Source organism: Rhodovulum sp. PH10 (assembly GCF_000293785.1).
Classification (GTDB): domain Bacteria; phylum Pseudomonadota; class Alphaproteobacteria; order Rhizobiales; family Xanthobacteraceae; genus Rhodoplanes.
In genome coordinates, this window is sequence record NZ_AKZI01000075.1 from 1 (window position 1) to 24091 (window position 24091).

Annotated in this window: 21 protein-coding genes and 2 tRNA genes; 12 read left to right on the top strand and 11 right to left on the bottom strand. The window is 70.3% G+C overall.

Going from position 1 to position 24091, the window contains the following annotated elements:
* A partial coding sequence (locus tag A33M_RS24970) for a hypothetical protein (RefSeq protein ID WP_237718373.1) occupies positions 1–269 on the top strand: 269 nt, incomplete at its 5' end.
* A gap of 370 nt (positions 270–639) precedes the next feature.
* Here A33M_RS24970 and A33M_RS23955 read toward each other — a convergent pair.
* From A33M_RS23955 to A33M_RS12965, 5 genes are all read right to left on the bottom strand, one after another.
* Positions 640–810 (bottom strand): hypothetical protein, encoded by a 171-nt coding sequence (locus A33M_RS23955; RefSeq protein ID WP_008387789.1) that lies wholly within the window; start codon positions 808–810, stop codon positions 640–642.
* A 408-nt stretch (positions 811–1218) separates the two neighbouring features.
* Positions 1219–1292: transfer RNA gene (locus tag A33M_RS12950), tRNA-Gly, on the bottom strand.
* Between the two features lie 303 nt (positions 1293–1595).
* Entirely contained in the window at positions 1596–4886 is a 3291-nt protein-coding gene (locus tag A33M_RS12955) for an efflux RND transporter permease subunit (RefSeq protein WP_202801879.1), read from the bottom strand.
* Positions 4883–5884 (bottom strand): efflux RND transporter periplasmic adaptor subunit, encoded by a 1002-nt coding sequence (locus tag A33M_RS12960; protein WP_008387793.1) that lies wholly within the window; start codon positions 5882–5884, stop codon positions 4883–4885. Before A33M_RS12960 ends, A33M_RS12955 begins: the two co-directional genes overlap by 4 nt.
* The gene (locus tag A33M_RS12965; protein ID WP_202801880.1) at positions 5881–6240 is read right to left on the bottom strand and encodes an ArsR/SmtB family transcription factor; all 360 of its coding nucleotides are present in this window, start codon (positions 6238–6240) and stop codon (positions 5881–5883) included. Before A33M_RS12965 ends, A33M_RS12960 begins: the two co-directional genes overlap by 4 nt.
* 129 nt (positions 6241–6369) lie before the next feature.
* Here A33M_RS12965 and A33M_RS12970 point away from each other — a divergent pair, with 129 nt between their 5' ends.
* Positions 6370–6573, top strand: a complete 204-nt coding sequence (locus A33M_RS12970; protein ID WP_040620503.1) for a YgaP family membrane protein — start codon at positions 6370–6372, stop codon at positions 6571–6573.
* Positions 6574–6787: 214 nt separating this feature from the next.
* Positions 6788–7132, top strand: coding sequence for a carboxymuconolactone decarboxylase family protein (locus A33M_RS12975; RefSeq protein ID WP_008387799.1), 345 nt, complete (start codon positions 6788–6790; stop codon positions 7130–7132).
* Between the two features lie 93 nt (positions 7133–7225).
* On the opposite strand, the gene A33M_RS12980 is transcribed toward A33M_RS12975, so the two are convergent.
* Complete coding sequence (locus A33M_RS12980; RefSeq protein ID WP_008387800.1) at positions 7226–8410, bottom strand: YbfB/YjiJ family MFS transporter; 1185 nt, start codon at positions 8408–8410, stop codon at positions 7226–7228.
* A 153-nt stretch (positions 8411–8563) separates the two neighbouring features.
* Between A33M_RS12980 and arfB the strand changes: the two genes are divergently transcribed.
* From arfB to A33M_RS22430, 4 genes are all read left to right on the top strand, one after another.
* Entirely contained in the window at positions 8564–8983 is a 420-nt protein-coding gene (gene arfB, locus A33M_RS12985) for an alternative ribosome rescue aminoacyl-tRNA hydrolase ArfB (RefSeq protein ID WP_008387802.1), read from the top strand.
* 242 nt (positions 8984–9225) lie between these two features.
* Positions 9226–11112 (top strand): DNA mismatch repair endonuclease MutL, encoded by a 1887-nt coding sequence (gene mutL / locus A33M_RS12990; RefSeq protein ID WP_008387804.1) that lies wholly within the window; start codon positions 9226–9228, stop codon positions 11110–11112.
* Positions 11113–11153: 41 nt separating this feature from the next.
* Positions 11154–11453 carry a DNA processing protein DprA gene (locus A33M_RS12995; RefSeq protein ID WP_008387807.1) on the top strand — a complete coding sequence of 100 codons (300 nt, stop codon included), beginning with the start codon at positions 11154–11156 and terminating at the stop codon, positions 11451–11453.
* Entirely contained in the window at positions 11453–11809 is a 357-nt protein-coding gene (locus tag A33M_RS22430; RefSeq protein WP_008387809.1) for a HepT-like ribonuclease domain-containing protein, read from the top strand. Before A33M_RS12995 ends, A33M_RS22430 begins: the two co-directional genes overlap by 1 nt.
* Positions 11810–11822: 13 nt before the next feature.
* On the opposite strand, the gene rsmD is transcribed toward A33M_RS22430, so the two are convergent.
* Positions 11823–12380, bottom strand: coding sequence for a 16S rRNA (guanine(966)-N(2))-methyltransferase RsmD (rsmD, locus tag A33M_RS13005; RefSeq protein ID WP_008387811.1), 558 nt, complete (start codon positions 12378–12380; stop codon positions 11823–11825).
* The gene (locus tag A33M_RS25250; protein WP_008387814.1) at positions 12380–14644 is read right to left on the bottom strand and encodes a pseudouridine synthase; all 2265 of its coding nucleotides are present in this window, start codon (positions 14642–14644) and stop codon (positions 12380–12382) included. The genes rsmD and A33M_RS25250 overlap by 1 nt, the downstream gene beginning before the upstream one ends.
* Before the next feature lie 60 nt (positions 14645–14704).
* On the opposite strand from A33M_RS25250, the gene A33M_RS13015 reads away from it, so the two are divergent.
* From A33M_RS13015 to A33M_RS13025, 3 genes are all read left to right on the top strand, one after another.
* On the top strand, positions 14705–15145 hold the full coding sequence (locus A33M_RS13015; RefSeq protein WP_040620504.1) for a nucleoside deaminase: 441 nt from the start codon (positions 14705–14707) through the stop codon (positions 15143–15145).
* A 153-nt stretch (positions 15146–15298) separates the two neighbouring features.
* Complete coding sequence (gene fabI, locus A33M_RS13020) at positions 15299–16117, top strand: enoyl-ACP reductase FabI (protein WP_008387817.1); 819 nt, start codon at positions 15299–15301, stop codon at positions 16115–16117.
* Between the two features lie 204 nt (positions 16118–16321).
* Positions 16322–16397, top strand: a tRNA-Val gene (locus tag A33M_RS13025).
* 221 nt (positions 16398–16618) lie between these two features.
* Here A33M_RS13025 and A33M_RS13030 read toward each other — a convergent pair.
* Complete coding sequence (locus tag A33M_RS13030; RefSeq protein ID WP_008387819.1) at positions 16619–17719, bottom strand: linear amide C-N hydrolase; 1101 nt, start codon at positions 17717–17719, stop codon at positions 16619–16621.
* 150 nt (positions 17720–17869) lie between these two features.
* Positions 17870–19006, bottom strand: a complete 1137-nt coding sequence (locus A33M_RS13035) for a glycosyltransferase (RefSeq protein WP_008387821.1) — start codon at positions 19004–19006, stop codon at positions 17870–17872.
* A gap of 269 nt (positions 19007–19275) precedes the next feature.
* Here A33M_RS13035 and A33M_RS13040 point away from each other — a divergent pair, with 269 nt between their 5' ends.
* Positions 19276–20301 carry an NADP-dependent oxidoreductase gene (locus A33M_RS13040; protein ID WP_008387824.1) on the top strand — a complete coding sequence of 342 codons (1026 nt, stop codon included), beginning with the start codon at positions 19276–19278 and terminating at the stop codon, positions 20299–20301.
* A gap of 148 nt (positions 20302–20449) precedes the next feature.
* On the opposite strand, the gene A33M_RS13045 is transcribed toward A33M_RS13040, so the two are convergent.
* Complete coding sequence (locus A33M_RS13045; protein WP_040620506.1) at positions 20450–21730, bottom strand: NAD(P)/FAD-dependent oxidoreductase; 1281 nt, start codon at positions 21728–21730, stop codon at positions 20450–20452.
* 512 nt (positions 21731–22242) lie between these two features.
* On the opposite strand from A33M_RS13045, the gene A33M_RS13050 reads away from it, so the two are divergent.
* Positions 22243–24039, top strand: coding sequence for an NAD+ synthase (locus tag A33M_RS13050; RefSeq protein WP_083850449.1), 1797 nt, complete (start codon positions 22243–22245; stop codon positions 24037–24039).
* The last annotated feature ends 52 nt before the right edge of the window (positions 24040–24091 follow it).

Consider the following 24091-nt stretch of genomic DNA (forward strand, 5'->3'; position numbering starts at 1 on the left):
CCGCCCTCACGACCATCCGCAGAAGGTGGGGCCAAAACGACGCTTACGGCGTTCACGCGCCCTCACGCGCCCTCACATGCTCGACTCGATGCGCGGAAAACGTGCGGAACTCTTTGGTTCGGTGTGCGCTGCAGGATCGAATGGCGGCCCTGCGGGGCGGTGAAAGGACGCGCGGCGGGCGCTGCGGCGTCGCGGTGCGGGAAAAATTTCCGCATTTTCGGGTCGACGCGGACGACCCCGCGTTCGCCAGTTTCGTGACGGCCGTGTGACTTTCCGGCATCGCTTTTCGGCAACGCTTGGTGCCGCCCGATCGCCCGCAGGGCGGGGCGAGGCGAGTGGGGGCGGGGGGACTCGGGGCAGAGCGCGCGCCGCGGCGGGCGCGATTCGGGCCGGAAGGGCTCGGGGGCGGTCGCCGAAACTTCGAGCGCGGCCTTGTCCGGCCGGCCGGTTTCGTTCGAACGCTTGCTCGCTCGGGAGGTTCTGAAACGTCCGGATGTCACGGCCGGCACAATGCCGTGCCGAACTGTCCTGTCACCGGCCGAGGCTCGCGGCGAGGACGACAGTCGACGGACGAACATACGGTTCCCGTGCCGCGGCCGGCCGGTGCGGACGATCCGGCGGCACGGGACCGAAGGGCCGTCACTGTGCGGCCGGACGGGACTCGGCCGCCCGGCGGTCGAGATCGACCAGGCCGAAGGCGAGCAGCGTGGCCTGCGCGCGCTCCGACACGGCGTCGGGCGAGCGGCGGAAGGTGTCGAGCAGCGCGAGCACCGGGCTCGGCAGTTCGGATTCGCAGGGCTTGTCGTTCATCGGGGGTCTCCTGTCACAGACGATGAGAGGCAGGATCAGTAATAGAATCGGAAGCGCCGTCAAGTTCGACCAAGAGCGTAGATCATGAGGCGGACAACCCAAGAAATCCTTAAACAACACAGGGTGGTCCGGCGCCTGGACAGACAGGGATGTTGACACTGCGATGCAGCACGTCTTCGGTTGCATGGCCGTTGCTGCGATTGCGTCGCCGCAATGCAGTACCGACATGCAACTCCTGCGGGTCGGCCATGGTGCCGATGCCGGGCGGTGCGACGCGGACGAGGACGCTCGGCCCCCGCCGGCCGGCGGGGGGCGCGGTCACGGTCACCCGCACGCCGCGGCCGTCACCGTGCGGTGGAGGCCGGTCGAGCGGGCCGCGGATTCGCTAGGAAATCAGGCCTTTGAGGATGGAGCGGGTGAAGGGAATCGAACCCTCGTCATCAGCTTGGAAGGCTGTTGCTCTACCATTGAGCTACACCCGCGGTCCGCACCGGGCGGAAGTCTTCGGCGGCTCGGGTCGTCGGCGGCCTTGCGGCACCGAAAGGGCGCCGGGCTTGCCCGCATGCAACGACACCGCGGGCCCGACAGGGGCCGCGCCGCCTCGCCGGCTTCTCGCACAAGGCGTGGCGGACCGCAACCCTGCGCTGGCCTCGGTTTTCGCGCTGTCCCCTGCGAAAGGCTCGACACGCCGCGCCCGTGGCGTCGATCGGCTCGCTCGAAGACAAACGCCGCCGGAAACTCTCCGGCGGCGTTTTCGTTTCCGGCTTTCCGGTCCGCGGGCGGCGTCAGTGCGCCGGCGCGGCGGTCTCGTCGTTCCCGGCGTCGGGCGGCGTGCCGGTCACCCGGTCGGCGTCGCGCAGCACCACATAGATCGCCGGGATCACCAGCACGGTGAGCAGCGTGGAGGAGGCGAGGCCGAACAGGAGCGAGATCGCGAGCCCCTGGAAGATCGGGTCGAGCAGGATGGTGGCGGCGCCGATCATCGCCGCGAGCGCGGTGAGGAGGATCGGCTTGAAGCGCACCGCGCCGGCTTCCAGCAGCACCTCACGCAACGTCTTGCCGTGTCCGGCGCCGTGCCGGATGAAGTCGACCAGCAAAATCGAGTTGCGCACGATGATGCCGGCGAGCGCGATGAAGCCGATCATCGAGGTGGCGGTGAAGGCCGCGCCGAGCAGCCAGTGCCCGAGCACGATGCCGATCAGCGTCAGCGGGATCGGCGTGAGGATGACGAGCGGCAGCTTGAACGAGCCGAACTGCACGACGACCAGGATGAAGATGCCGACCAGCGCCGCGCCGAACGCCGCCCCCATGTCGCGGAAGGTGACGTAGGTGATCTCCCACTCGCCGTCCCACAGCAGCGACGCCTTGCTCTCGTCGACCGGCTGGCCGTGCAGCAGAATGGCGGGCTTCTGCAAGGCGCCCCAGTCGTGCGCGTCGATCTCCTTCGCGACGTCCAGCATGCCGTAGATCGGCGCCTCGAAGGCGCCGGCGAGCTCGGCCGTCACCATGTCGGTGAAGCGGCCGTTGTGGCGGAAGATCAGCGGCGAGCCGGTCTCCTGCGTGACGCGCACCACGTCGCCGAGCTCGACCCATGCCTTGTTGCCGGGCACGCTGTTCGCCGGGATCGGCGTCGAAGCGAGCGCCTCCGACCAGGCGAGCCGGCTCTTCGGCAACCGCACCGAGATCTCGATCGGGTTGCGGTTCTCGCCGCGATGCGAGTAGCCGACCGTGATGCCACCGAGCAGCGCCTGCAGGGCGTCGTAGACGTCGCCCTGCTCGACGCCGAAGAACTCCAGCCGGTCCTGATCGATCGCGATGCGAAGCCGCGGCTGCGGGTCGCCGAGCGAGTCGTCGATGTCGACCACGTACGGCACCTTGGCGAACAGCTTCTTGGTCTCGTCCACCACCGCGCGGCGGGTTTCTGCGTCGGGGCCGTAAATCTCGGCGAGCAGCGTCGCCAGCACCGGCGGGCCGGGCGGCACCTCCACCACCTTGACAACGGCGCCGTCCGGCACCTCGAGCGCCTTCAGCCGCTCGCGCAGATCGAGCGCGATGGCGTGGCTCGGCCGCGAGCGGTCGTGCCGGGCGGAGAGATTGATCTGCAATTCGCCCAGCTCCGGCGATTCACGGATGTAATAGTGCCGCACGAGGCCGTTGAAGTTGAACGGCGCCGGCGTGCCGGCATAGAGCTGCATGTCGCGCACTTCCGGGATTTTCTTGGCGATCTCGGCGATCTTTATCAGCGTGCGCTCGGTCGCCTCGAGGCTCGCACCCTCACGCAGATCGACCATCACCGACAGCTCGGACTTGTCGTCGAACGGCAACAGCTTCACCGTGACGGCGCGGAACGCGAACAGCGTGCACACCGCGATGGTCGCGAGCCCGACGCCGCCGAGAAACATCCAGGCGGTCCAGCGGTTGCGCACAACCGGGGCGGCGAAGCTTCGATAGAGGCGGCCGAGCCTTCCGCCGTCGTGGCCGTGCGCGAGGTCGGCCGGGTTCCTCGGCGCGAGCTTCACCATCAGCCAGGGCGCCACCACCACCGCGACGAAGAACGAGAACAGCATCGCGGCCGAGGCATTGATCGGGATCGGCGCCATATAGGGGCCCATCAGGCCCGACACGAACAGCATCGGCAACAGCGCCGCGACCACCGTGAGGGTGGCGATGACGGTCGGGTTGCCCACCTCCGCCACCGCCTCGATCGCCGCGCGGTCGCGCGAGCGACCGTCGGCCATGCCCCAATGGCGGGCGATGTTCTCCACCATCACGATGGCGTCGTCGACCAGAATGCCGATCGCGAAGATGAGCGCGAACAGGCTCACGCGATTGATGGTGTAGCCCATCAGATTGGCGGCGAACAGCGTGAGCAGGATGGTGGTCGGGATCACGATCGCGGTGACGATCGCCTCGCGCCAGCCGATCGCCAGCGCGATCAGAATCACGATCGACACGGTGGCGAGCCCGAGGTGAAAGAACAGCTCGTCGGCCTTTTCGCTCGCGGTTTCACCGTAGTCGCGGGTGACGGTGACGGTCACGTCGCCGGGGATCAGCCGCGGCCGCACGGTGTCGAGGCGGTTCAGCAGATGCTCGGAGACCAGCACGGCATTGGCGCCGGCGCGCTTGGCGAAGGCGACGGTGACCGCGGGCGTGCGGCTCCACGCGCCGTCCGGCGCGCTCTTGTCCGGTGCCTCCATCCACACGCGATGCTCGCGCGGGCTCGGGCCGACGATCACCGAGGCGACGTCGCGCACATAGACCGGGCGGTTGTCACGTGTCGTGAGGAGCAGCAGCCCGATGTCCGGCACGCCTTGCAGCGTCTGCCCGGCGGCGACGGTGCGCACGAGGCCCGCATCGCGCACCTCGCCGGCGAGGAACGACCGGTTGGCGTTCTTCACCTTGCCGACCAGCTGGGCGAGGGTCACGCCGTAAAGCGACAGCTTTTCCGGATCGGGCTCCACCCTGATCTGCTGCGGGTTGCCGCCGGAGATGTAGGTGAGGCCGATATCGTCGACCTTCATCAGCTCGGCGCGCAGCTTGTCGGCGAGTTCGTAAAGGTCCTTGTCGGTCCAGCGACTGGCTGCCGCCGGTTTCGGCGCGAGCGTCAGCGTCAGGATCGCCACGTCGTTGATGCCGCGTCCGACGATCAGCGGTTCCGGAATGCCGGCCGGGATGCGGTCGTAATTCGCCCGGATCTTTTCGTGCACACGCAAAATCGCGTCTTCCGCCTTGGTGCCGACCAGGAAGCGGGCGGTCACCATCACCCGGTCGTCCTGGGTCTGGCTGTAGACGTGCTCGACGCCGTCGATGCTTTTCACGATCGTCTCGAGCGGCTTGGTCACCAGCTCCACTGCATCGGCGGCCTTCAGGCCGTCGGCATTGATGCGTATGTCGACCATCGGCACGCTGATCTGCGGCTCCTCCTCGCGCGGGATCGACACCAGCGCAAAAAGGCCGGCGACCAGCGCGGCGAGCAGAAACAAAGGCGTCAGCGGCGAGCGGATCGACGCCTGCGTCAGCCGACCGGACAGTCCGAGATTCACCTTGCCCCCCACCTTGTCCCCCGTGCCGCTCATGGCGCCACCAGCACGTCGCCGTCGGCGAGACCGGAGAGAATCTCGATCGCGTCCGGCGCGTCCGGCTTCTGGATCACCCGCCCGCGCTGCACCGGCACGTCGATCGGCGTCTCGCCGTCGCGCGCGAGCTTCACGTAGTCGATGCCGAACCGGGTCGAGACGTAGCTCGCCGGCACCACGATCGCCGGCCGCTCGCCGGCGGACACCCACACCCGGATGCGCTCGCCGACGAAGTAGTCACCGAGCCCGGCGACCGCGGCGTCGGCGACCACGCGGCCGTCCTCGATCTGCGGATAGATCAGGCGGATGGTGCCGAACTGCGCCTCCTCCTTGCCGAGCGGCGTGCCGTCGAGCCGGATGGTCTCGCCGACCTTCAGGAAGCGCGCGTGGCGCTCCGGCACGCGCAGCCGCAGCACGAAGTTCGCCTCGGCGATCCGCGCGACCGTCTCGCCCGCCATGATCACGGTGCCCGGCGTCACCGGCACGGTCAGCACGCGGCCGGCGGTCGGCGCCAGGACGTTGCCTTCGGCGAGCTGCTGCTCGATCACCGAGCGCTCGGCGGTGCGCGCCTTCATCGCGTTGCTCGCGACATTGTAGGCGGTGCGCACCTCGTCGAGCCGCGAGCGCGCCACCGTGCCCTTGTCGAACAAACTCTGGGTGCGCTGGAGATCGACCTCGGCCTGGGCGAGCTGTGCCTTCAGGCCGGCGATCTGCGCGTCGAGTGAGTTCATCTGCAGCATCAGCTTGTCGTCGCCGACGGTGGCGATCGACTGGCCTTGCGAGACCTGGTCGCCTTCCTTCACCTCGAGCCGCACCACGGTGCCGGGAATGCGGGCGCGGGCCGGCACGACATCGGCGCTCTCCACCGTCGCGAACACCGCCTTCTCGTCGGCGACCGGGTGGACTTTCACGGTGAACGGCGCGGCGGCGGCGGGGCTCGCCAGAAGAGCGGCCAGAGCGAGCGCGAGCAGAATCGCGCGCGAGGGGGGCGGACTCATCGGGTGATCCTTCTTTCCGGACGTGGGTTCTTGCGCAGGCGCGGGCGGCTGTCGGCGGAGGGAGCCGGGCACACCGGCGCGGGCGTGCAATAGAGGCGGTGCAGGGTGCCGAGCAGCTCGCGCGCGGCGGGGCTGGCGATCGCGTACCACACGGTCTGGCCGTCGCGGCGCGCGGTGACGAGCCCGTCCTTGCGCAACAGCGTGAGATGCTGCGACACGTTGGCGATCCGCATGCCGAGCGTCTCGGCGAGCTCGCCGACGCTGCGCTCGCGGTCGAGCATCGCGCACACCATCATCAGACGGTGCGGGCTCGCCAGCGCCCGCAGCAGGGTGCAGGCGTCGTCCGCCGCGGACATCAGGTCGGGGGTCGACGATTTCATAGTTGCGAATATATGCAACAACGGGTATCGAGGCAACAGGCGATCGCACCCGGCGATCGCCGCGAAAACCGCGTCGACAATCGATCATCGGCAGGAGCAACATCCATGACCATCGACCGTGCCGTTCTCGCACTCGCCGGCACCATGGTGCTCGTCAGCGCCGCGCTCGCGGCGCTCGTCAGTCCGTGGTGGTTGCTGCTCACCGCTTTTGTCGGAGCCAATATGCTGCAGGCGGCCTTCACCGGATTCTGCCCCGCGGCTATCGTCTTCCGGAAGGCCGGGGTGAAGCCGGGCTGCGCGTTCGACTGATCCGGCTCGCCCGCTCCCGCACGGTCGTCACGATCCCGCCGGCCGCACCGCTCGCGCGGGCACCGGGGTGCGGTGGGCGGCGTACGGTAGGCGGCGTGCGGTGGGCCGGTCCGGCCGCCCGGCCGAGGAGACGACGAATACCCGCCGCGACGACCCGGGTCGGCGGACGGCGGAACGACCATCGAGACCCGAAGAAAATCACAGGAGAAGTTTCGTGAAGACCAACTGGCCCGAGATGATGAAGGAGCTGGGCGTCAGCCTGAAGGATCTGCGCGGCGGCGCACCCGACGTCATGAAGGGCTTCTCGGCGATGGCGCAGGCGGCGCTCGCCCCGAAGGCGCTCGACACCAAGACCAAGGAGCTGATCTCGCTGGCCATCGCGGTGGCGATCCGCTGCGACGACTGCATCGCCTTCCACACCAAGGCGGCGATCGAGCAGGGCGCCTCCAAGGACGAGATCATGGAGACGCTCGGCATGGCGATCTATATGGGCGCCGGCCCGAGCGTGATGTACTCGGCCCACGTCGCCGAGGCCTACAGCCAGCTCAAGAAGGACTGATCCGCCGGCCCGGCCGGTGGAGAAAGACGGCCCGCGCTCCGGCGCGGGCCGTTTTTTTCGTGCGCGCGCCTGTCGACCGTCGACGGTGGACCGTCAGAGGCGGGCGAGCCGGCGGGCGAGAAGCGCGCGGCCGAGTTCGAGCAGCAGCGCGAGCGTAAAAGCGGCGGCGCCGATCCCGAACAGCAGATGATACGCGCCGTGCGCGAACACCGCCGAGAGCGCGTAGCCGGCGGCCGCCTGGGTCACGGCGAAGATCATGGTGGCGCGGCCCCAGGCGGTCTGCTGGCGCACCGGATCGTGGAAGATCTCGCGGATCCGCCCGAGGATCAGCGGAATGCAGCCGGGCGTGAAGGCGCCGACCAAAAAGCTCGAGGCGGCGAGCGCGGGGGGCGCGGTCGAGGTCAGGATCAGCACGCCCGCGGCGATCTGCGCGGCGAGCGCGAGGGCGAGCGTGCGCGACACGCCGAGCCGGTCGGCGAGCTGGCCGAACAACGACGGGCCGACGCTCGCGCCCACCCCGAACAGCACCCAATAGGCCGAGCCCGCCGCGATGCCGGCGCCGATCCCCTGCGCGACATAGGCGACCAGGAACACCATGTGCGGCACCAGCCCGACCGCGACCAGCGCGTAGAGGCAGACCAGCGCGGTCGCCGCCGCCGGCCAGGCGGGGCTTTCCGGCCGCGCGGCGAGCTCGCCGGCGCCGGCCTCGGGCGGCCAGAACCGCCAGCTCGCGGCGGCGATCGCGAGCGTGACGAGACCGAGCGTCGCCCAGGTCTCGCGCAGGCCGAGGCCGAGCAGCAGCGGCACGAACACGCCGGACGAGGTGATGCCGAGCCCGACGCCGGTGAAGATCACCCCGCTCGCGAGCCCGCGCCGCTCCGGCGGCACGATCCGCAGTGCGGCCGGCGCGGCGATCACCATCAGCACGCCGCCGGTGACGCCCGATAGGAACCGCCAGGCGGAGAACCAGGCGAACGACACCGGCACGGCGCAGGCGAACAGGCTCGCGGCGGTGGCGAGGATCATCGTGCGGCCGACCACCGCGGTCGACCAGCGCACCGCGAGCCTTCGCCCGGCGAGCGCGCCGGCGAGATAGCCGGCGAGATTGGCGGCGCCGAGATAGGCCGCTTGGTCGGCCGGGAACCAGCCGGCCGCGATCACCGCCGGCAGGAGGGGCGTGTAGGCGAAGCGGGCGAGGCCGATGCCGACATACATCGCGCCGAGCGCAGCGAGCACCGCCGGCCAGAACCGGTCGGTCGACGGAGGAGCGGGGGTCATGGTGGTCTCCGGATGAAGCGAGCCTAACGGGGCGGCGCTCGGCGGAGAAGGGGATTCTTTCCGGGTCCGCACGGGAGGGTGGTGAAAAGGCACCGCTGCGGGTGCATGCCGATCCGGCTCGACCCGGCGCCGTCTCCCCCGTAAAAGGCCGGCATGATCCGGGTCACCGACACCATCGCGATCGACGAGGCCGAGCTCGTCGAGGATTTCGTCCGCGCCTCCGGGCCGGGCGGGCAGAACGTCAACAAGGTGGCGACCGCGGTGCAGCTGCGCTTCGACGTGCGCCGCTCGCGGGCGCTGCCGAACGACGTCGCGATCCGCCTGATGAAGCTCGCCGGCAGCCGGCTCACCGGCGAGGGCGTGCTGGTGATCACCGCCCAGCGCTTCCGCACCCAGGAGCGCAACCGCGAGGACGCCCGCGAGCGCCTCGTCGAGCTGATCCGCCAGGCGGCGGTGCGGCCGACCCCGCGCCGCCCGACCAAGCCGACGCGCGCCTCCAAGGAGCGCCGGGTCGACGCCAAGAAGCGCCGCGGCTCGATCAAGAGCCTGCGCCAGGGCCGCCCGGAGGAGTGATGCCGCCGCGTCATTGAACGAACCTTTGTCCGTCCTCACCCTGAGGGGCCGCGAAGCGGCCGTCTCGAAGGGCGAGGACGGCCTCGGCGCCGGAGCATCGGAGCCTTGGGGCCTCATGGTTCGAGACGCGCTCCTGCGGAGCGCCCTCACCATGAGGTCCCAGTCCGTTCAGAGGCGCAGCCGTATGAGCCGGGATCGGCTAGACTGCCGCCTCGTTCCGTTCGCAACCCCCGAGTCGCCCGATGCCCGTCCGGCAGCTGCCCGAAGCCGTGGTCAACCGCATCGCCGCCGGCGAGGTGGTCGAGCGCCCGGCGAGCGTGGTCAAGGAGCTGGTCGAGAACGCGCTCGACGCCGGCGCGACCCGGATCGACGTGCTCTCGGAAGGCGGCGGGCGGCGCCGCATCACCGTCACCGACGACGGCTGCGGCATGGTCCGCGCCGACCTCGCGCTGGCGGTCGAGCGGCACGCCACCTCCAAGCTCGACGACGAGGATCTTCTGGCGATCGCCACCCTCGGCTTCCGTGGCGAGGCCTTGCCGTCGATCGGCGCCGCAGCCAAGCTCTGCATCACCTCTCGGCACGCGAGCGAGCCGCACGCCTGGGCGATCACCGTCGAGGGCGGTGTCAAGGGCGAGCCGGCTCCGGCGGCGCTCACGCGCGGCACTCGGGTCGAGGTGCGGGACCTGTTCTTCGCCACGCCGGCGCGGCTCAAGTTCCTCAAGGCCGAGCGCACCGAGACCGAGGCGATCCGCGACGTGGTGCGCCGCCTCGCGATGAGCCGGCCGGACGTCGCCTTCACGCTGGCCGGCGAGGAGCGCGCACCGGTCACCTGGACGGCGGCGCTTCCCGAGGCCGGTCTGCCGGGGGCCGGTCTGGCGGGTGCCGATCTGCCGGGTGCCGGGCGGCTGGCTCGGCTCGGCGACGTGCTCGGCCGCGACTTCGTCGCCAATGCGGTGCCGGTCAGGGGTGGCCGCGACGGCTTGGCGGTGGAAGGCTTCGCCGGGCTGCCGACCTTCAACAAGGCGAACTCGCTCGCGCAATATCTCTTCGTCAACGGCCGGCCGGTGCGCGACAAGCTGTTGGTCGGCGCGGTGCGGGCGGCCTATGCCGACACCCTCTCGCGCGACCGCCATCCGGTGGTGGCGCTGTTCGTGACGGTCGATCCGCACGAGGTCGACGTCAATGTCCACCCGGCCAAAGCCGAGGTGCGGTTCCGCGACGCCGGCCTGGTGCGGGCGACCATCGTGCGGGCGCTTTTGGATGCGCTCGGCCGCGAGGCGGGCCGTGCCGCCTCGACCGGCGGCAGCGCCACCGTCGCCGCCTTCCAGCGGACCGGCGCGCCGATGCCGGCCCGTGGCTGGGACTGGCGGGCCTCGCCGGCGCGGCCGTTCGCGTCGAGTTTTTCCTCCGGCGGCACGCTCGCCGAGCCCGGGTCGGCGCCGGGGCTTGCCGAGGCGGTGCAGGCGGCGTTCGACGTCGGCGGCCCCTCGGCCGACGCGCGGGCGTCGCTCGCGACCGTGGAGGAGGGGGCCTCTGCGGAAAACCTCGACCGCCCGCTCGGCGCGGCGCGGGCGCAGCTCCACGAGACCTATATCGTCGCCCAGACCCGCGAGGGCATCGTCATCGTCGACCAGCATGCCGCCCACGAGCGGATCGTCTACGAGCGGATGAAGGCGGCGCTCGAAGCCGGCGGCATCGCCCGCCAGCTCCTCTTGGTGCCGGAGATCGTCGAGCTCGACGACGCCGACGTGGCGCGCCTCGCCGAGCGCGCCGACGAGCTCGCCCGCTTCGGGCTGGTTTTGGAGGCGTTCGGCCCCGGGGCGGTGGCGGTGCGCGAGACCCCGGCCCTGCTCGGCCGGACGAACGTGCGCGGGCTCGTCACCGACCTCGCCGAGCACCTCGCCGAGTGGGACGATTCGCTGCCGCTCGAGCGGCGCCTCCTGCACGTCGCCGCCACCATGGCCTGCCACGGCTCGGTGCGCGCCGGCCGTCGGCTCAAGCCGGAGGAGATGAACGCGCTGCTGCGCGAGATGGAGGACACCCCGAACGCCGGCCAGTGCAACCACGGCCGGCCGACCTACGTGTCCTTGAGCCTGTCGGACATCGAGCGCCTGTTCGGCCGGCGGTGAGGGCGCCTGACGGGCCGGGCGGGATCCGCTATCCTCGGCGCATGACGCGGGACGACGTCATCGCGAGGCTGAGGTCGGTCGAGCCGGCGCTGCGCGCCCACGGCGTCGCCGCGCTCTATCTGTTCGGCTCGTTCGCCCGCGGCGAGGCGGGCGCCCGCTCCGACGTCGACGTGTTCGTCGAGCCCGCCTCGGACGAGTTCTTCGCGCTCTCCCACTTCACCGGCGCCTATGACGCGATCCGCACCGCGATCCCCGAGCGGGAGATCGGCTACGGCACGCGCGACGGCCTGTCGCGCTACGTCCGGGCGGCCGCCGAGCGCGACGCCATCCGCGTGTTCTGATGAGCCCGACCGCCTCGCCGCGCGCCCGGCTCGCCCACATCCGCGACGAGATCGCCGGCCTGACGGCGGCCCTCGGCGAGACCGACTATTCGAATTTTGCTGCGACCTATTGGATGGTGCGGACCACCGAGCGGGCGATCTTGATCGTCGCCGAGGCGGCGAAAGCGCTGCCGAAGGATCTCACCGCCCGCTATCCGGAGGTCGAGTGGCAGGCGCTGAACGGCATGGCGAACATTCTCCGCCACGAGTACCAGCGGGTCGAGCCGCGGGTGCTGTGGCGGGTGGTCACCGACAGCTTTCCGCGGCTGGCATCGGTGGTCGAGCGGATGATCGCCGAGGACGAGGGGAGGGGCTGATCCACCTTCGGCGTCAGCCGGTGACGTTCAGAAAAACGATCTCGCTGTCGTCGTAGCGGCGGCGCTCCAGCTCGCGAAAGCCGTCGGGGGCGGCGAAGCCTGCGGTGGCGGATTCCTCCACCACCACCAACGCGTCGGGAGCGAGCCAGCCGCCGGCGCGGGCCGCCGTCAGCGCCGGGGCGGCGAGGTTTTTTCCGTAGGGCGGATCGAGGAAGGCGAGCGAGAACGGCGCGAGCGGATGCGCCGCGCCGAGCTTCGTCGCATCGCGGCGAAAGATGCGGCTCTTTGCGGCGAGCCCGAGCGTCTCGACATTTTGGCGGATCAGCGCGCGGGCCTCGGCGCCGTCGTCGACGAACAGCACGAACGCGGCACCGCGCGACAGGGCCTCGAGGCCGAGCGCGCCGGTGCCGGAGAAGAGATCGAGGACGCGAGCGTCCGCGATCGGGTCGTCATAGGCGTGCGCAAGAATGTTGAACAACGATTCACGTAGGCGGTCCGAGGTCGGGCGGATCGCTGCCGACCTCGGATGCGCGAGCGTGCGCCCACGCAAATGTCCGCCGACGATGCGCATCAGGCGTCACGCGGAGGACGCTTGCCGCCGGGCCGCGGGCCACCGCGGCCGCCGCCGCCACCGGAGGGTCGTCCGGGCCGTCCGCTGGGCGAGGATTTTCCGAACGATTTTCCGCCACCGAACGATTTTCCGCCGCCGAACGACTTGCCGGCGCCGCCGCGGAAGCCCGGTTTTCCACCCGGCCTGCCACCTCGTTCGCCGCCGCTCCGCTCACCACCCGAGCGTTCGCCACCAAAGCGTTCGCCCCGCGGTCCGCCACCCGGCTTTCCGCCGAAACGCTTTCCGCCCGGACCGTCGTCGCGCCGGAAGCCGCCCGGCTTGTCGCCGAACCGCTTTCCGCCGCCGCCCGGCCGCTTCTCGAACGGCTTGTCGCCACGGCGCTCGCCGCCGAACGCGCGCTCGCCGCGCGGACGATCGGACCGCGGCCGCTCGCCCGTACCCTCGCGGGGCGGCCTGTCGCCGCGCGGGGTATACGGGCGGTCGCGCTTGACGAACGGCCTGGCGCCCTCCGGCCGCTCCCGCCGCGGCGCCTCGGCGCGCGGCCCCTCGGTGCGCGGTCCCTCGGTGCGGGGGCCGTCGCGGCGCGGACGGTCACCATCGGGCCGGTCACGGAAGGGCCGGTCGCCACGCGGGCGATCGCCGAAGGGCCGGTCACCACGCGGGCGGTCACCAAAGGGACGATCGCCACGCGGCCGGTCCCCGAACGGCCGGTCCCCACGCGGGCGATCCCCGAACGGGCGCTTGCCGCGCGGGGCGTCGTCACTGCGGGCGCGGAACGGGCGATCGCCGTGTCCCGCGGCACGCTCCGGCCGACCCTCGGCGCGATCCTCGCCGAACCGCTTGCCGCCGGCCGGGCGGTCGAACCGCCGGGCCGGACGCTCCCCCCGATCCGGTCGCTCTCCCCGATCCGGACGGTCCCCGCGTGCCGGCCGTCCAAATCCCTCGCGCCGCGGGCGCTCCTCGCGGGCGGGTTTCGGCGCCTCGCCATAGCGCTCGACCTCGACGGCCCGGCCCTTGCGGTCGGTGAGCTTGCCGGTGCGCTTGGTGCCGGTCGGCTCCTCCTCGCGGATCGTCGGCTTGTCGCGGCCGCCTTTGTAGTGGCGGCTGAGCGGCGCGTCGTCGGACCGCCAGGCATTGCCGCGCCGCGGCCGGCCCATCGGCTCCTGCTCGTCGCGGTTGGGGCGGCGGTCGAACCGGCGGCCGCGCAGCGGCCGGTCGCCACCGCGCGGGCGATCGTCGCCCCGCGGGCGGTCGTCGCCGCGAGGACGATCGTCGCGCCCGCCGGTGAGCCGCGCGCGCGCGCGTTCGACACGCTCGCGCGGCGAGCTCTTGCGGGCAGGGCCGTCGCGCTCCGGCCGCTCTCGCCCGGGCCTTTCGCGCGTCGCCTCGCGGCGGGCGCCGGCCGGCTCGGCATGTGCGGTGATCGGCCCCGTGAAATCGCAGCCGGCCTCGGCCGCGAGCCGCTCGCCGAGCTGATCGCGCAGGATGCGGGTCTTCACCTCGTCGACGTCGCCCTCCATCAGCTCGCCGAGCTGGAACGGCCCGTAGGACACCCGGATCAGCCGGTTGACCTGCAGGCCGAGCGTGTCGAGCACGTTGCGGACCTCGCGGTTCTTGCCCTCGCGGATCGCGATCGTGAGCCAGACATTGGCGCCCTGGGCGCGGTCGAGCGTCGCCTCGATCGGGCCGTACTGCACGCCGTCGACCTCGAGCCCGTCGCGCAGGCCGTCGAGCGCTTGCTGATCCACCGAGCCGTGGGCGCGCACCCGGTAGCGGCGCAGCCAGCCGGTCGCCGGCAGCTCGAGCATGCGGGCGAGGCCGCCGTCGTTGGTGAGCAGCAGTAAGCCTTCGGTGGCGATGTCGAGCCGGCCGACGCTGATCAGCCGCGGCAAGCCTTCCGGCAGCGACTCGAAGATGGTCGGCCGGCCCTCGGGGTCGAAGCTCGTGGTGACCAGCCCGACCGGCTTGTAATAGAGGAAGAGGCGGGTGCGCTCGCGCGCCGGCAACGGGGTGCCGTCGACGACGATCGTATCGGCGGGGGTCACGTCGAGGGCCGGCGAGACGATGACGCTGCCGTTCACGCTGACGCGGCCTTCGGCGATCATCATCTCGGCGTCGCGGCGCGAGCCGAGGCCGGCGCGGGCGATCACCTTGGCGATGCGCTCGCCCTCGGCGCTGGCGATGCGCTCGCCGTCGGTCGGATTATCGGTCGCGGGCGGAGCGCGCTCGGGCGCGTCGCCCTGGTCGGAGGTTTTGCGGGGCATGGTCTCGTTCGTGTTGGATGTTGCGGGGCTGATAGCAGAGTTCGCCGGCGGGAACGAGCGATGATGTCGCCGATGGAGCTCGCGCTGGCCGAGGCGCGTGCGGCGGCGGCGGCCGGCGAGGTGCCGGTCGGCTGCGTGGTGGTGAAGGACGGCCGGGTGCTGGCGCGCGCGAGAAACCGGACGCTCGCCGATCGCGACCCGACCGCGCACGCCGAAATTCTCGCGATCCGCGCGGCGGCGGCGGTGCTCGGCTCCGAGCGGCTGGTCGACTGCGACCTGTGGGTCACCCTCGAGCCGTGCGCGATGTGCGCGGCGGCGATCTCGTTCGCCCGCATCCGCCGGCTGTATTACGGGGCGGCCGACCCGAAAGGCGGGGCGGTGGAGCACGGCGTGCGCTTCTTCGCCTCGCCGACCTGCCACCACCGGCCGGACGTCTATCCGGGCCTTTGCGAGACCGAGGCGGCGGCGCTGTTGCGGGAGTTTTTCCGCGCGAGGCGGTGAGAGGATGCGGTTTCGCGCCCTGCGTGTTCCGGCGCCGCGCCGCTGGGTGGTGCAAGCCGATCACCGCATCTCCCGGCACCTCCGCCTTGCCGCTCCCGGACCGCTGTGCCATAGCTGCGCCGCGCCGGTCTCCCGGCTGCTCAGAGGATCACCATGCCGGATACTGCAGGGCTTCTGCGCGGCAAGCGCGGAATCGTTTTTGGTGTTGCCAACAATCGTTCGATCGCCTGGGGAATTGCCAAGGCGGCCCGTGCGCAGGGCGCCGAGCTCGCCTTCACCTACCAGGGTGACGTTCTGAAGAAGCGGGTCGAGCCGCTCGCCGCCGAGCTGGGCGCGCGGGTGATCGGCCATTGCGACGTGACCGAGCCGGACACCATCGACGCCGTGTTCGAAGCCGCGCGCGAAGCGTTCGGAACGATCGACTTCGTGGTGCACGCGGTCGCCTTCTCGGACAAGGACGAGCTCGACGGGCGCTACGTCGACACCTCGGCGGACAACTTCTCGAAGACGATGCTGATCAGCTGCTACTCGCTGACGGCGATCGCCCAGCGCGCCGAGAAGCTGATGCCGAACGGCGGCAGCATTCTCACGCTCACTTATTACGGCGCCGAGAAGTGGATGCCGCACTACAACGTGATGGGCGTCGCGAAGGCGGCGCTCGAGGCGTCGGTGCGCTACCTCGCCGCCGACCTCGGCGAGAAGGCGATCCGCGTCAACGCGGTGTCGGCCGGGCCGATCAAGACGCTGGCCGCCTCCGGGATCGGCGACTTCCGCTACATCCTGCGGTGGAACGAGTACAACTCGCCACTCAAGCGCACCGTGACCACCGACGAGGTCGGCGACGCGGCGGTCTACCTGATGTCCGATTTCTCCCGAGGGGTGACCGGCGAGGTGCACCACGTCGATGCCGGCTACCACGTGGTCGGCATGAAGCGCCCCGACGCGCCGGACATTTCGGTCGTCAAGGAGTGAGCTTTTTTCGCGGCCGGCTCCGCTCGCGGGACCGGCCGTCGCTCGTCCGGCTCGCCCGGAGGGGATGTTTTTTCCGGCCGGATGGCGCCGGGCGCGGGCGGGTGGTGACACGCGAACCGGCACGCACGTCAGGGTACGAGGACGCCGGCACGCGTGCCCGGGTGCCCTTGCATCCGGCAAGCCTCCGGCGCTAAGGACTCCCAGGGGCGGTTAGCTCAGTCGGTAGAGCATCTCGTTTACACCGAGAGGGTCGGCGGTTCGAGCCCGTCACCGCCCACCAACGGCGCCGAAATCACTGGAATTCAGGTATTTTCCGTCTCGCACCGTGCGGGTCCGGCAGAGCCTCGTGGCCCGGGTCGAGCGGAAGCGAGACCCGGGGTTTCTGTCGCAACAACCCCGGATTTCGCTTGCGCTCTATCCGGGCTACGCTCGCTCCGGCATCGCGCGATGCCGGAGGAGAGGCGCGCCGGAGAGCAGGCGCCGAAGCGCGGAGAAAAAAGCTCACTTCAGCCGGGTGCTCATGTCCACCACCGGCTGGGTGCCCTTGGTGCTCATGGTCTTCACCGTCTTCGCGTCGAGGTCGAACTGCTTCAGGTCGACCATGCGGATCGTCTGGTCCTCGTAGCTGCGGTAATAGTAGCGCAGCGTCTGCGGGTCGCGGGCGACCGTGAGCAGCGTCGAGTCGGTGTGCATCACGCCGTCGCTGGTTTCGCGCGCGACGCCGATCGGGATGTCGAAATTGTCGAGGATGTGAAACACCTGCAGCACCGCCTCCGGCGAGGTGGCGGACGGCAACGCAGTGGCGCTGAACACCGCGGCCCGCACGAAGCGCGACGGCGGGGTGAAGTCGCCCGGCAGGCCGAGCATGCCGCTGCCTTGGCCGAGCGGCGCCAGCGTCTCCCGGCCGATGTTGACCGGCGGCACGTTGCGCGGATCGAGCGCGACGTAGTTCCTCAGATTGGTCATGTGCCAGTCGAACGACGGCGAGTTGGTGAACACGCCGAGCGGGTTGTCCTGCACCACCAGCCGGCCGTCGATCGGCTCGACGACGATGCTCTTGCCGGTCTTGTCGTACACCACGTAGTGGAAGGGCGGCGGCTCCGACCCCCACCGGTCGATCACCGTCGGGGTGATCACGGCGGCATTTTTGGCGAGCGCGTCCTTCACCTCGTCGACGGTCGCGAAGCGGACCAGCAGCCAGTTGGGAAAGTCGATCGGCGAAAGGCCCTTGGCGCGGTTCTCGGCGGTCGCCGGGGTGTATGTGGCAAAGCTCGGGAAATAGAACGTGCCGACCGCGAGCCCGGCCTCGTTGACGCCGTCGACCACGTTGACGTTCTGGTAGGTGATCGTGCCGACGGCGCCGTATTTCGCCGTGTAGCTCATGCCGTCGCCGAGCGGCGTGCTGCCGGTGAATTTCTGGCCGCGCGGCACCACCGCGACCGACGTCTCGACCGGCGTGCCGAACTCGAGCGTCCGGCCGTGCACGACGGTGCCGTCCTTCGCATGCAGCATGATGCCGGTGCAGGCGGCGGCGGGAGCACTCGCCATCGCCGCGGCGAGGACGGCGGCGAGACAGGTGCGAACGGCTTTTCGAATGAACATCGGCCTCTCATCGTTGGGGTGACGACGGACCGACCATGACTCCCGACGAGTTCATGAAACCTTATGGAAATGCTCGCGATTCCGGCGGGCGACGTGTCGCGCGGCCGGACTTCCGCCGGCTCGTCCGCCCTCCGTCCGGCGGCGTCCGTCTCACGCCGGGCGGACCTCGGGCGGCAATGTCGCGCGACCGGCGCGAAACGCCCGCAAGCCGGCGGTCAGCCGCAGGCCGAGGCTGGTGGCGCGGGCGCGGTCGGAGAAGCGCGGCGCCGCCGCGGCGCGGGCCAGCGCGGCGGCCCAGTGCGGCCGCACCGCCTCGTTGGAGAACAGCTCGAGCGCCCGCCGGCGTCCCGCCGCCGAGATCGCCGTGGCATCGATGGTGCCGTCCAAAACCTTGCCGATCAGCTCGCGCGCCTGCTCGACCGAATCGTAGATCAGCCCGGCGCCGCCCGCCAACAGCTCCTCGATCTCGTAGCGCAGCGGGTGCCAGTTGGGGTCGCGCGCGCGGGCGGCGACGAAGCGGGCGGACGGCGCCAGCACCGGCGCACCGGACATCAACGCCTCCATGAAGTTGAGCGTGTAGGAGGCGAGCTCGCTGTGGATGTAGAGATAGAGGCCGCAGCGGCGAAACAGCTCGCGTTGCAGATCGGGCGGGGCGATGCCGCGGGCGGTCGGCAGACCGTCGTTGGCGCGCCCGTACAGGTCGGCCGGAAAGCCCTCGACGATCGCCGCGTATTCGCCGGCCTTCGGGATCGCGTCCGCCCGGTCGGTGCCGTTGTAGAAGGTGAGCACCCGCCGGTCGGCGCCGCTCCACGGCCCGTACTCGTCCGGCTCCTTGCCGAAATAGACCACCGCGTCGTCCGGCATCATGCCCGGCAGCATCGCCTCGCGCCGCGAGTAGCGGGCGACGAACAGGTTGCGCCCGGCCTTCCACGCGGTCCTCTCGAGGCTCCGCCGTGCCTGGCCGACCGTCCGCCAGATCACCGGCTTGCCGGCGAGGGCGGCGCGATTGACCGCGACGAGCTGCGAGTCGTGGTTGATCACCACGAGATCGAACCGGTCGACGAACGCGCGCCCGAGGGCGGGGACGCCGTTCACCAGCCGGCGGGACTGCAGGAAGGCGTGGAGGTGGTCGGCCGCGGCGTGCGCGTCGTGCGCGTCGCGCAGCGCGACCGGGTGGTCGGGCTGGCCGAACTTTCCGAGGCTGAAGACCGAGTGACCGAGGCTGCGGAACAGCTTCAGGTCGTCGTATTCCAGAACTTCGTGTACCGGAAAGTACAGTATCTGCATTACTGACGCACTTCTACTTATACGAGGCGGCGACGTCGAGGTCCTCGCCGAAAGGTTCTTCTGTTTTCTTCGTTCGGGGGCGTTTTGGCAATATTTCGTTTGTAAATGTCTGGGCCGGTGTGAGTCGCGTCTGCGGCAACCGGGCCCGCCCGGCTTGCGCCGGATCCCCTTCGCGCATAGTCGTAAATGCCTCCGCGCCGCCCGGACCCGGCGGCCACCGGTCGGCGCACGGCTCCGATGCCCCGGCCGACCTTTCCCCCGGATTCCGCATGACCGACACCGTCAATCGCCGCTGGCTGCTCGCAAAGCATCCCGAGGGGATGCCCGATGCCTCCTGCTTCACGCTGGAGACCACCCCGGTTCCCGTGCCGGGGCCCGGCGAGATTTTGGTAAAAGCCCGGTACCTGTCGGTCGATCCTTACATGCGCGGGCGGATCGGCCGCTCGAAGAGCTATGCCAAGGGCGTCGAGATCGGCGAGGTGATCCGCGGCGGCGCGGTCGGCGAGGTGGTCGCCTCGAACCACCCGGCGTGGGCGCCGGGCGACATCGCCGAGACCATGGGGTTCGGCTGGCAGGAATTTGCCGTGCTGGCACCGGGCGGCAGCGGGCCGGACGGCGTGCGGAAGGTCGACCCGGCGCTCGCGCCGATCGAGAGCTCGCTCTCGTGGCTCGGCATGCCGGGGCTCACCGCCTATTTCGGGCTGCTCGACGTCGGCCGTCCGCGGCCGGGCGACACGGTGGTGGTGTCGGCGGCCTCCGGCGCGGTCGGCCAGATCGTCGGCCAGCTCGCCAAAGCGGCGGGATGCCGGGTGGTGGCGATCGCCGGCAGCCCGGAAAAGCTCGCCTGGTGCGAGGAGCTCGGCTTCGACGTCGGGATCGACCACCGCGCGACGGCCGATCTCTGCGCCGCGCTGCGCGAGGCCTGCCCGAACGGCGTCGACGTCTTCTTCGACAACACCGGCGGGCCGATCCACGACGCGGTGATGAAAAACCTCGCGCTCCATGCCCGGGTGGTGATCTGTGGGCGGATCGCGGTCAGCTCGCAGCCGGGGCCGGACATCGGCCAGCGCTTCAACGGCCACGTGCTGGTGGCGCGGGCGACCGTCTCCGGCTTTCTGGTGTTCGACTGGTGGCACCGCCACGCCGAGGCGGTGACGCGGCTCGCCGCGCTACAAAAGGCCGGAAAGCTGCGCTTCCGCGAGGACGTGCTCGACGGCATCGAGCGTATGCCCGAAGCCTTCTTGCGGCTCCTCACCGGCGCCAATCTGGGCAAGCAGCTGGTGCGGGTGGGGTGAAAAGGGGCGAGTGGCGAATGGCGAGTAGCGAGTAGGCGAGGCGAGGGCGAATAGCGAGTAGGGAATAGCGAATAGGGCAGGCGAAGGCGAGCGGCCGGGACCACTCGCCATTCGCCATTCGCTACTCGCCGTTCCGCGCCGCTCCCGCCTACGCCGCCGGCTCCTTGATCTTGCCGATCGACAGGAGCTGCATCACCGCCTTCTCGAAATAATGCTCGGTGACGCCGGTTCGCACCTTGCGCATGAAGTAGCGCTCGAACGCCATTTTTGCGACGTGCACCCAGCGGCCGCTGCGCGCCCAGCTGACATTGCGCGGCGGGTTCTGCGGCAGCGCGACGAAGGCGATGCCGTTGTCGCCGAAATCGGCGAGGCAGATGGCGTTCCAGGTGCCCTCGTGGGTCGGCTGCTGGTTGCGCAGGAGCTGGCCGATATTGAGCGCGGTGGCGGTGACCATCGACTCGATCATGTAGCCGGTCTTCGGCACGCCGAGCGGCACCGGCGTCTCCTCGATCGGCGGGATGGCGATGCACACGCCGACCCCGAACACGTTCTGATAGGTCGGGTTGCGCTGGTGGGAATCGACGATCACGAAGCCGCGCGGATTGACCAGCCCCTCGACCCCGCGCACCGCCGCGACGCCGCGGAACGCCGGGATCATGGTGGCGAACGCGAACGGCAGCGCGTGGGTCTTCTTCACGTTGCCGTCGTCGTCGAGCTGGGTCACGTGAGCGGTGCCGTCCTCGAACCGGTCGACCTTGGCGTTGGTGATCGGCTTGATGTGGAACTGCCGCAGCTTCGACTCGAGCAAGCCCTTGGTGTCGCCGACACCGCCGAGGCCGAGATGGCCGATATAGGGTTCGGCGGTGACGAAGGTCATCGGCACCTTGTCGCGGATCTGGCGCTTGCGGAGATCGGCGTCGATGATGAACGCCGTCTCGTAGGCCGGGCCGAAGCACGACGCGCCCTGTGCCGCGCCGACCACGATCGGCCCCGGCTTCTTGCAGAACGCCTCCCACGGGTCGTTCGCCTCCACCGCGTGGTCGACGTCGCACACAGACTTGGTGTGGTGGGCCGGGCCGAACCCCTCGATCTCGTCGAACGCCAGCTCCGGGCCGGTGGCGATCACCAGATAGTCGTAGGCGAGCGAGGAGCCGTCGCCGAGCGCGACGCGGTTCTCCTCGGGGTGCACCTTCGCGGCGCCGGCGGCCGAGAAGCCGATGCCGTGCCTGGCCATCAGCGGCGCCAGCTCGATGGTGGTCGAGGCCTTGGTGCGCCACTTCACCGCCACCCACGGGTTCGACGGGGTGAACTGGAAGAACGGCTTGTCGGAGACCAGCGTGATGCGGTCGTCGGGACGGATCGCCTGCTTCAGCTCGTAGACACAGGAGATGCCGCCGATGCCACCGCCGAGAACGACGATGTGAGCCATGATGTTTCCTCCGGGCCGGGCCTGAACGACGAGGATCGTCGCCGGCTCGACTTGTGTTTTTCGTTGATGCTCGGAACGGTACGTAGAGGTGCGGGCGACAACTTTGAGGGAGATCAATGCGGGCGCCACGACGTCCAATCGGTCGCACGTCCGGAGCGGGGCCGGACGCCGGGATTTCGCCGGCTCTCGGGCGGCGGACCGGGCGTCGTTCGGGCCTAAGAGCCCGTTTGGAAACTCGGACGCGGGCTGCGTTGCGGCCCCGCAACCTGAAAGGCCGGGCCGCTTTCGGCCGCCCGGTTCGTCGCCGATCTCGCACGTACTCCCCGGTACGCGCCTCGATCGGCTCCTGCCGGATCGGCGAAAGCGGCTCCGGCGCAGCCCCGTCGGAGTTCCCAAACGGGCTCTAAACCCCCGATTTCGCGGCGCGGTCACATGCGCTGCCGGCATGGCGAGCGTTGCTGCCGCTGCAAACCGCTTCCCAGCGGGCCGAGAAATGCTCTAGATCGTCCTTCATGACCGACCGTGCCGCTGCCCGTCCCGACCGACCTGCCGATCGACCTGCCGACCGCCTGACCATCGCGGTCGCCCAGCTCAACCCGACCGTGGGCGACGTCGACGGCAACACCGCAAAAGTCCGGCAGGCGCGGCGCGAGGCTGCGGCCCTCGAGGCGGACCTCGTCGCGTTTCCCGAGTTGTTCGTCGCCGGCTACCCGCCGGAGGATCTGGTGCTCAAGCCGGCCTTCCAGTCGGCCTGCCGCGCGGCGGTCGAGGCGCTCGCCGGCGAGACCGCGGACGGTGGCCCGGCGGTGCTGGTCGGCACCCCCTGGGCGGAGGACGGCAAGCTCTACAACGCCTACTGTCTGCTCGACGGCGGCCGGATCGCGGCGGTGCGCTACAAGGTGAACCTGCCGAACTACGGCGTGTTCGACGAGCGCCGGGTATTTGCCGCCGGCCAGCCGCCGGGACCGGTGAGCTTTCGCGGGGTGCGGATCGGCATTCCCGTCTGCGAGGACATCTGGACCGAGTGGGGCGACTACGAGGACGTGGTCGAGTGCCTCACCGAGACCGGGGCCGAGCTTCTGCTGGTGCCGAACGGCTCGCCCTACAGCCGCGACAAGGACGAGGTGCGCCTCAACGTGGTGGTGGCGCGGGTGACCGAGAGCCGCCTGCCGCTCCTCTACGTCAACCAGATCTGCGGCCAGGACGAGCTCGTCTTCGACGGCGCCTCGTTCGGGCTCAATGCCGACCGCTCGCTCGCCTTCCGTCTGCCGGCCTTTCGCGAATGCGTCGAGACGGTGGTTTTCGAGCGCGGTGCCGAGGGCTGGCATTCGGTGGACGGGCCGATCGCGCCGCAGGAGGAGGACGGCGACCGCACCGACTACACCGCCTGCGTGCTGGGTTTACGCGACTACGTGGAGAAGAACCGCTTTCCGGGCGTGGTGATCGGTTTGTCGGGTGGCGTCGATTCCGCGCTGTGCGCGGCGATGGCGGTCGATGCGATCGGCGCCGAGCGGGTGCGCTGCGTGATGCTGCCGTACCGCTACACCTCGGAGGATTCCAAGGGCGACGCGGCAAAGCTCGCCGAGGCCTTGGGCGTGCGCTACGACGTGGTGCCGATCGCTCCCGCCGTGGAAGGGCTCGAGGCTGCCGTCGCGCCGCTGTTCGACGGGCTTGCCCGCGATGTCACGGAGGAAAACCTTCAGGCCCGCGCCCGCGGCGTGATCCTGATGGCGGTCTCCAACAAGTTCGGCCTGATGGTGGTGACGACCGGCAACAAGTCGGAGATGTCGTGTGGCTACGCCACCCTCTACGGCGACATGAACGGCGGCTTCAATCCGCTGAAGGACCTCTACAAGACCGAGGTCTACCGGCTCGCCTGGCTGCGCAACACGTGGAAGCCGGAGGGCGCGCTCGGGCCCGACGGGCGGGTGATCCCGGACAACATCATGATCCGCCCGCCGACGGCGGAGCTGCGCGAAAACCAGACCGACCAGGATTCGCTGCCGCCCTACGACATTCTCGATGCGGTGCTGGAGCGCCTGGTCGAGCGCGAGGAGCCGATCGCAAAGATCGTCGCCGATGGCTTCGACGCGGCGATGGTGTCGCGGGTCGAGCGGATGCTCAACGTCGCCGAGTACAAGCGCCGGCAGGCGGCGCCGGGCGTGAAGGTGACGCTGAAGAATTTCGGGCGTGACCGCCGCTACCCGATCACCAACCGGTTCCGCGATCGCGGCGAGCCGTTGCCCGAGCCGCAGCGCGACCTCGTCGCCCCGCACGGGCCCTCCCGCACCGAGACGCACGATCTCTGATCATGTGATACCAGCGGCGGGAAACTATGACCTCATCCTGAGGGTCGCCGAA

Excerpts from the sequence above, each read along its gene's own strand:
- A33M_RS23955 (WP_008387789.1), bottom strand. The coding sequence starts at position 810 with ATGAACGACAAGCCCTGCGAATCCGAACTGCCGAGCCCGGTGCTCGCG.
- A33M_RS12955 (WP_202801879.1), bottom strand. The coding sequence starts at position 4,886 with ATGAGCGGCACGGGGGACAAGGTGGGGGGCAAGGTGAATCTCGGACTG.
- A33M_RS12960 (WP_008387793.1), bottom strand. The coding sequence starts at position 5,884 with ATGAGTCCGCCCCCCTCGCGCGCGATTCTGCTCGCGCTCGCTCTGGCC.
- A33M_RS12965 (WP_202801880.1), bottom strand. The coding sequence starts at position 6,240 with ATGTCCGCGGCGGACGACGCCTGCACCCTGCTGCGGGCGCTGGCGAGC.
- A33M_RS12970 (WP_040620503.1), top strand. The coding sequence starts at position 6,370 with ATGACCATCGACCGTGCCGTTCTCGCACTCGCCGGCACCATGGTGCTC.
- A33M_RS12980 (WP_008387800.1), bottom strand. The coding sequence starts at position 8,410 with ATGACCCCCGCTCCTCCGTCGACCGACCGGTTCTGGCCGGCGGTGCTC.
- arfB (WP_008387802.1), top strand. The coding sequence starts at position 8,564 with ATGATCCGGGTCACCGACACCATCGCGATCGACGAGGCCGAGCTCGTC.
- mutL (WP_008387804.1), top strand. The coding sequence starts at position 9,226 with ATGCCCGTCCGGCAGCTGCCCGAAGCCGTGGTCAACCGCATCGCCGCC.
- A33M_RS12995 (WP_008387807.1), top strand. The coding sequence starts at position 11,154 with ATGACGCGGGACGACGTCATCGCGAGGCTGAGGTCGGTCGAGCCGGCG.
- A33M_RS22430 (WP_008387809.1), top strand. The coding sequence starts at position 11,453 with ATGAGCCCGACCGCCTCGCCGCGCGCCCGGCTCGCCCACATCCGCGAC.
- rsmD (WP_008387811.1), bottom strand. The coding sequence starts at position 12,380 with ATGCGCATCGTCGGCGGACATTTGCGTGGGCGCACGCTCGCGCATCCG.
- A33M_RS25250 (WP_008387814.1), bottom strand. The coding sequence starts at position 14,644 with ATGCCCCGCAAAACCTCCGACCAGGGCGACGCGCCCGAGCGCGCTCCG.
- A33M_RS13015 (WP_040620504.1), top strand. The coding sequence starts at position 14,705 with ATGATGTCGCCGATGGAGCTCGCGCTGGCCGAGGCGCGTGCGGCGGCG.
- fabI (WP_008387817.1), top strand. The coding sequence starts at position 15,299 with ATGCCGGATACTGCAGGGCTTCTGCGCGGCAAGCGCGGAATCGTTTTT.
- A33M_RS13030 (WP_008387819.1), bottom strand. The coding sequence starts at position 17,719 with ATGTTCATTCGAAAAGCCGTTCGCACCTGTCTCGCCGCCGTCCTCGCC.
- A33M_RS13035 (WP_008387821.1), bottom strand. The coding sequence starts at position 19,006 with ATGCAGATACTGTACTTTCCGGTACACGAAGTTCTGGAATACGACGAC.
- A33M_RS13040 (WP_008387824.1), top strand. The coding sequence starts at position 19,276 with ATGACCGACACCGTCAATCGCCGCTGGCTGCTCGCAAAGCATCCCGAG.
- A33M_RS13045 (WP_040620506.1), bottom strand. The coding sequence starts at position 21,730 with ATGGCTCACATCGTCGTTCTCGGCGGTGGCATCGGCGGCATCTCCTGT.
- A33M_RS13050 (WP_083850449.1), top strand. The coding sequence starts at position 22,243 with ATGACCGACCGTGCCGCTGCCCGTCCCGACCGACCTGCCGATCGACCT.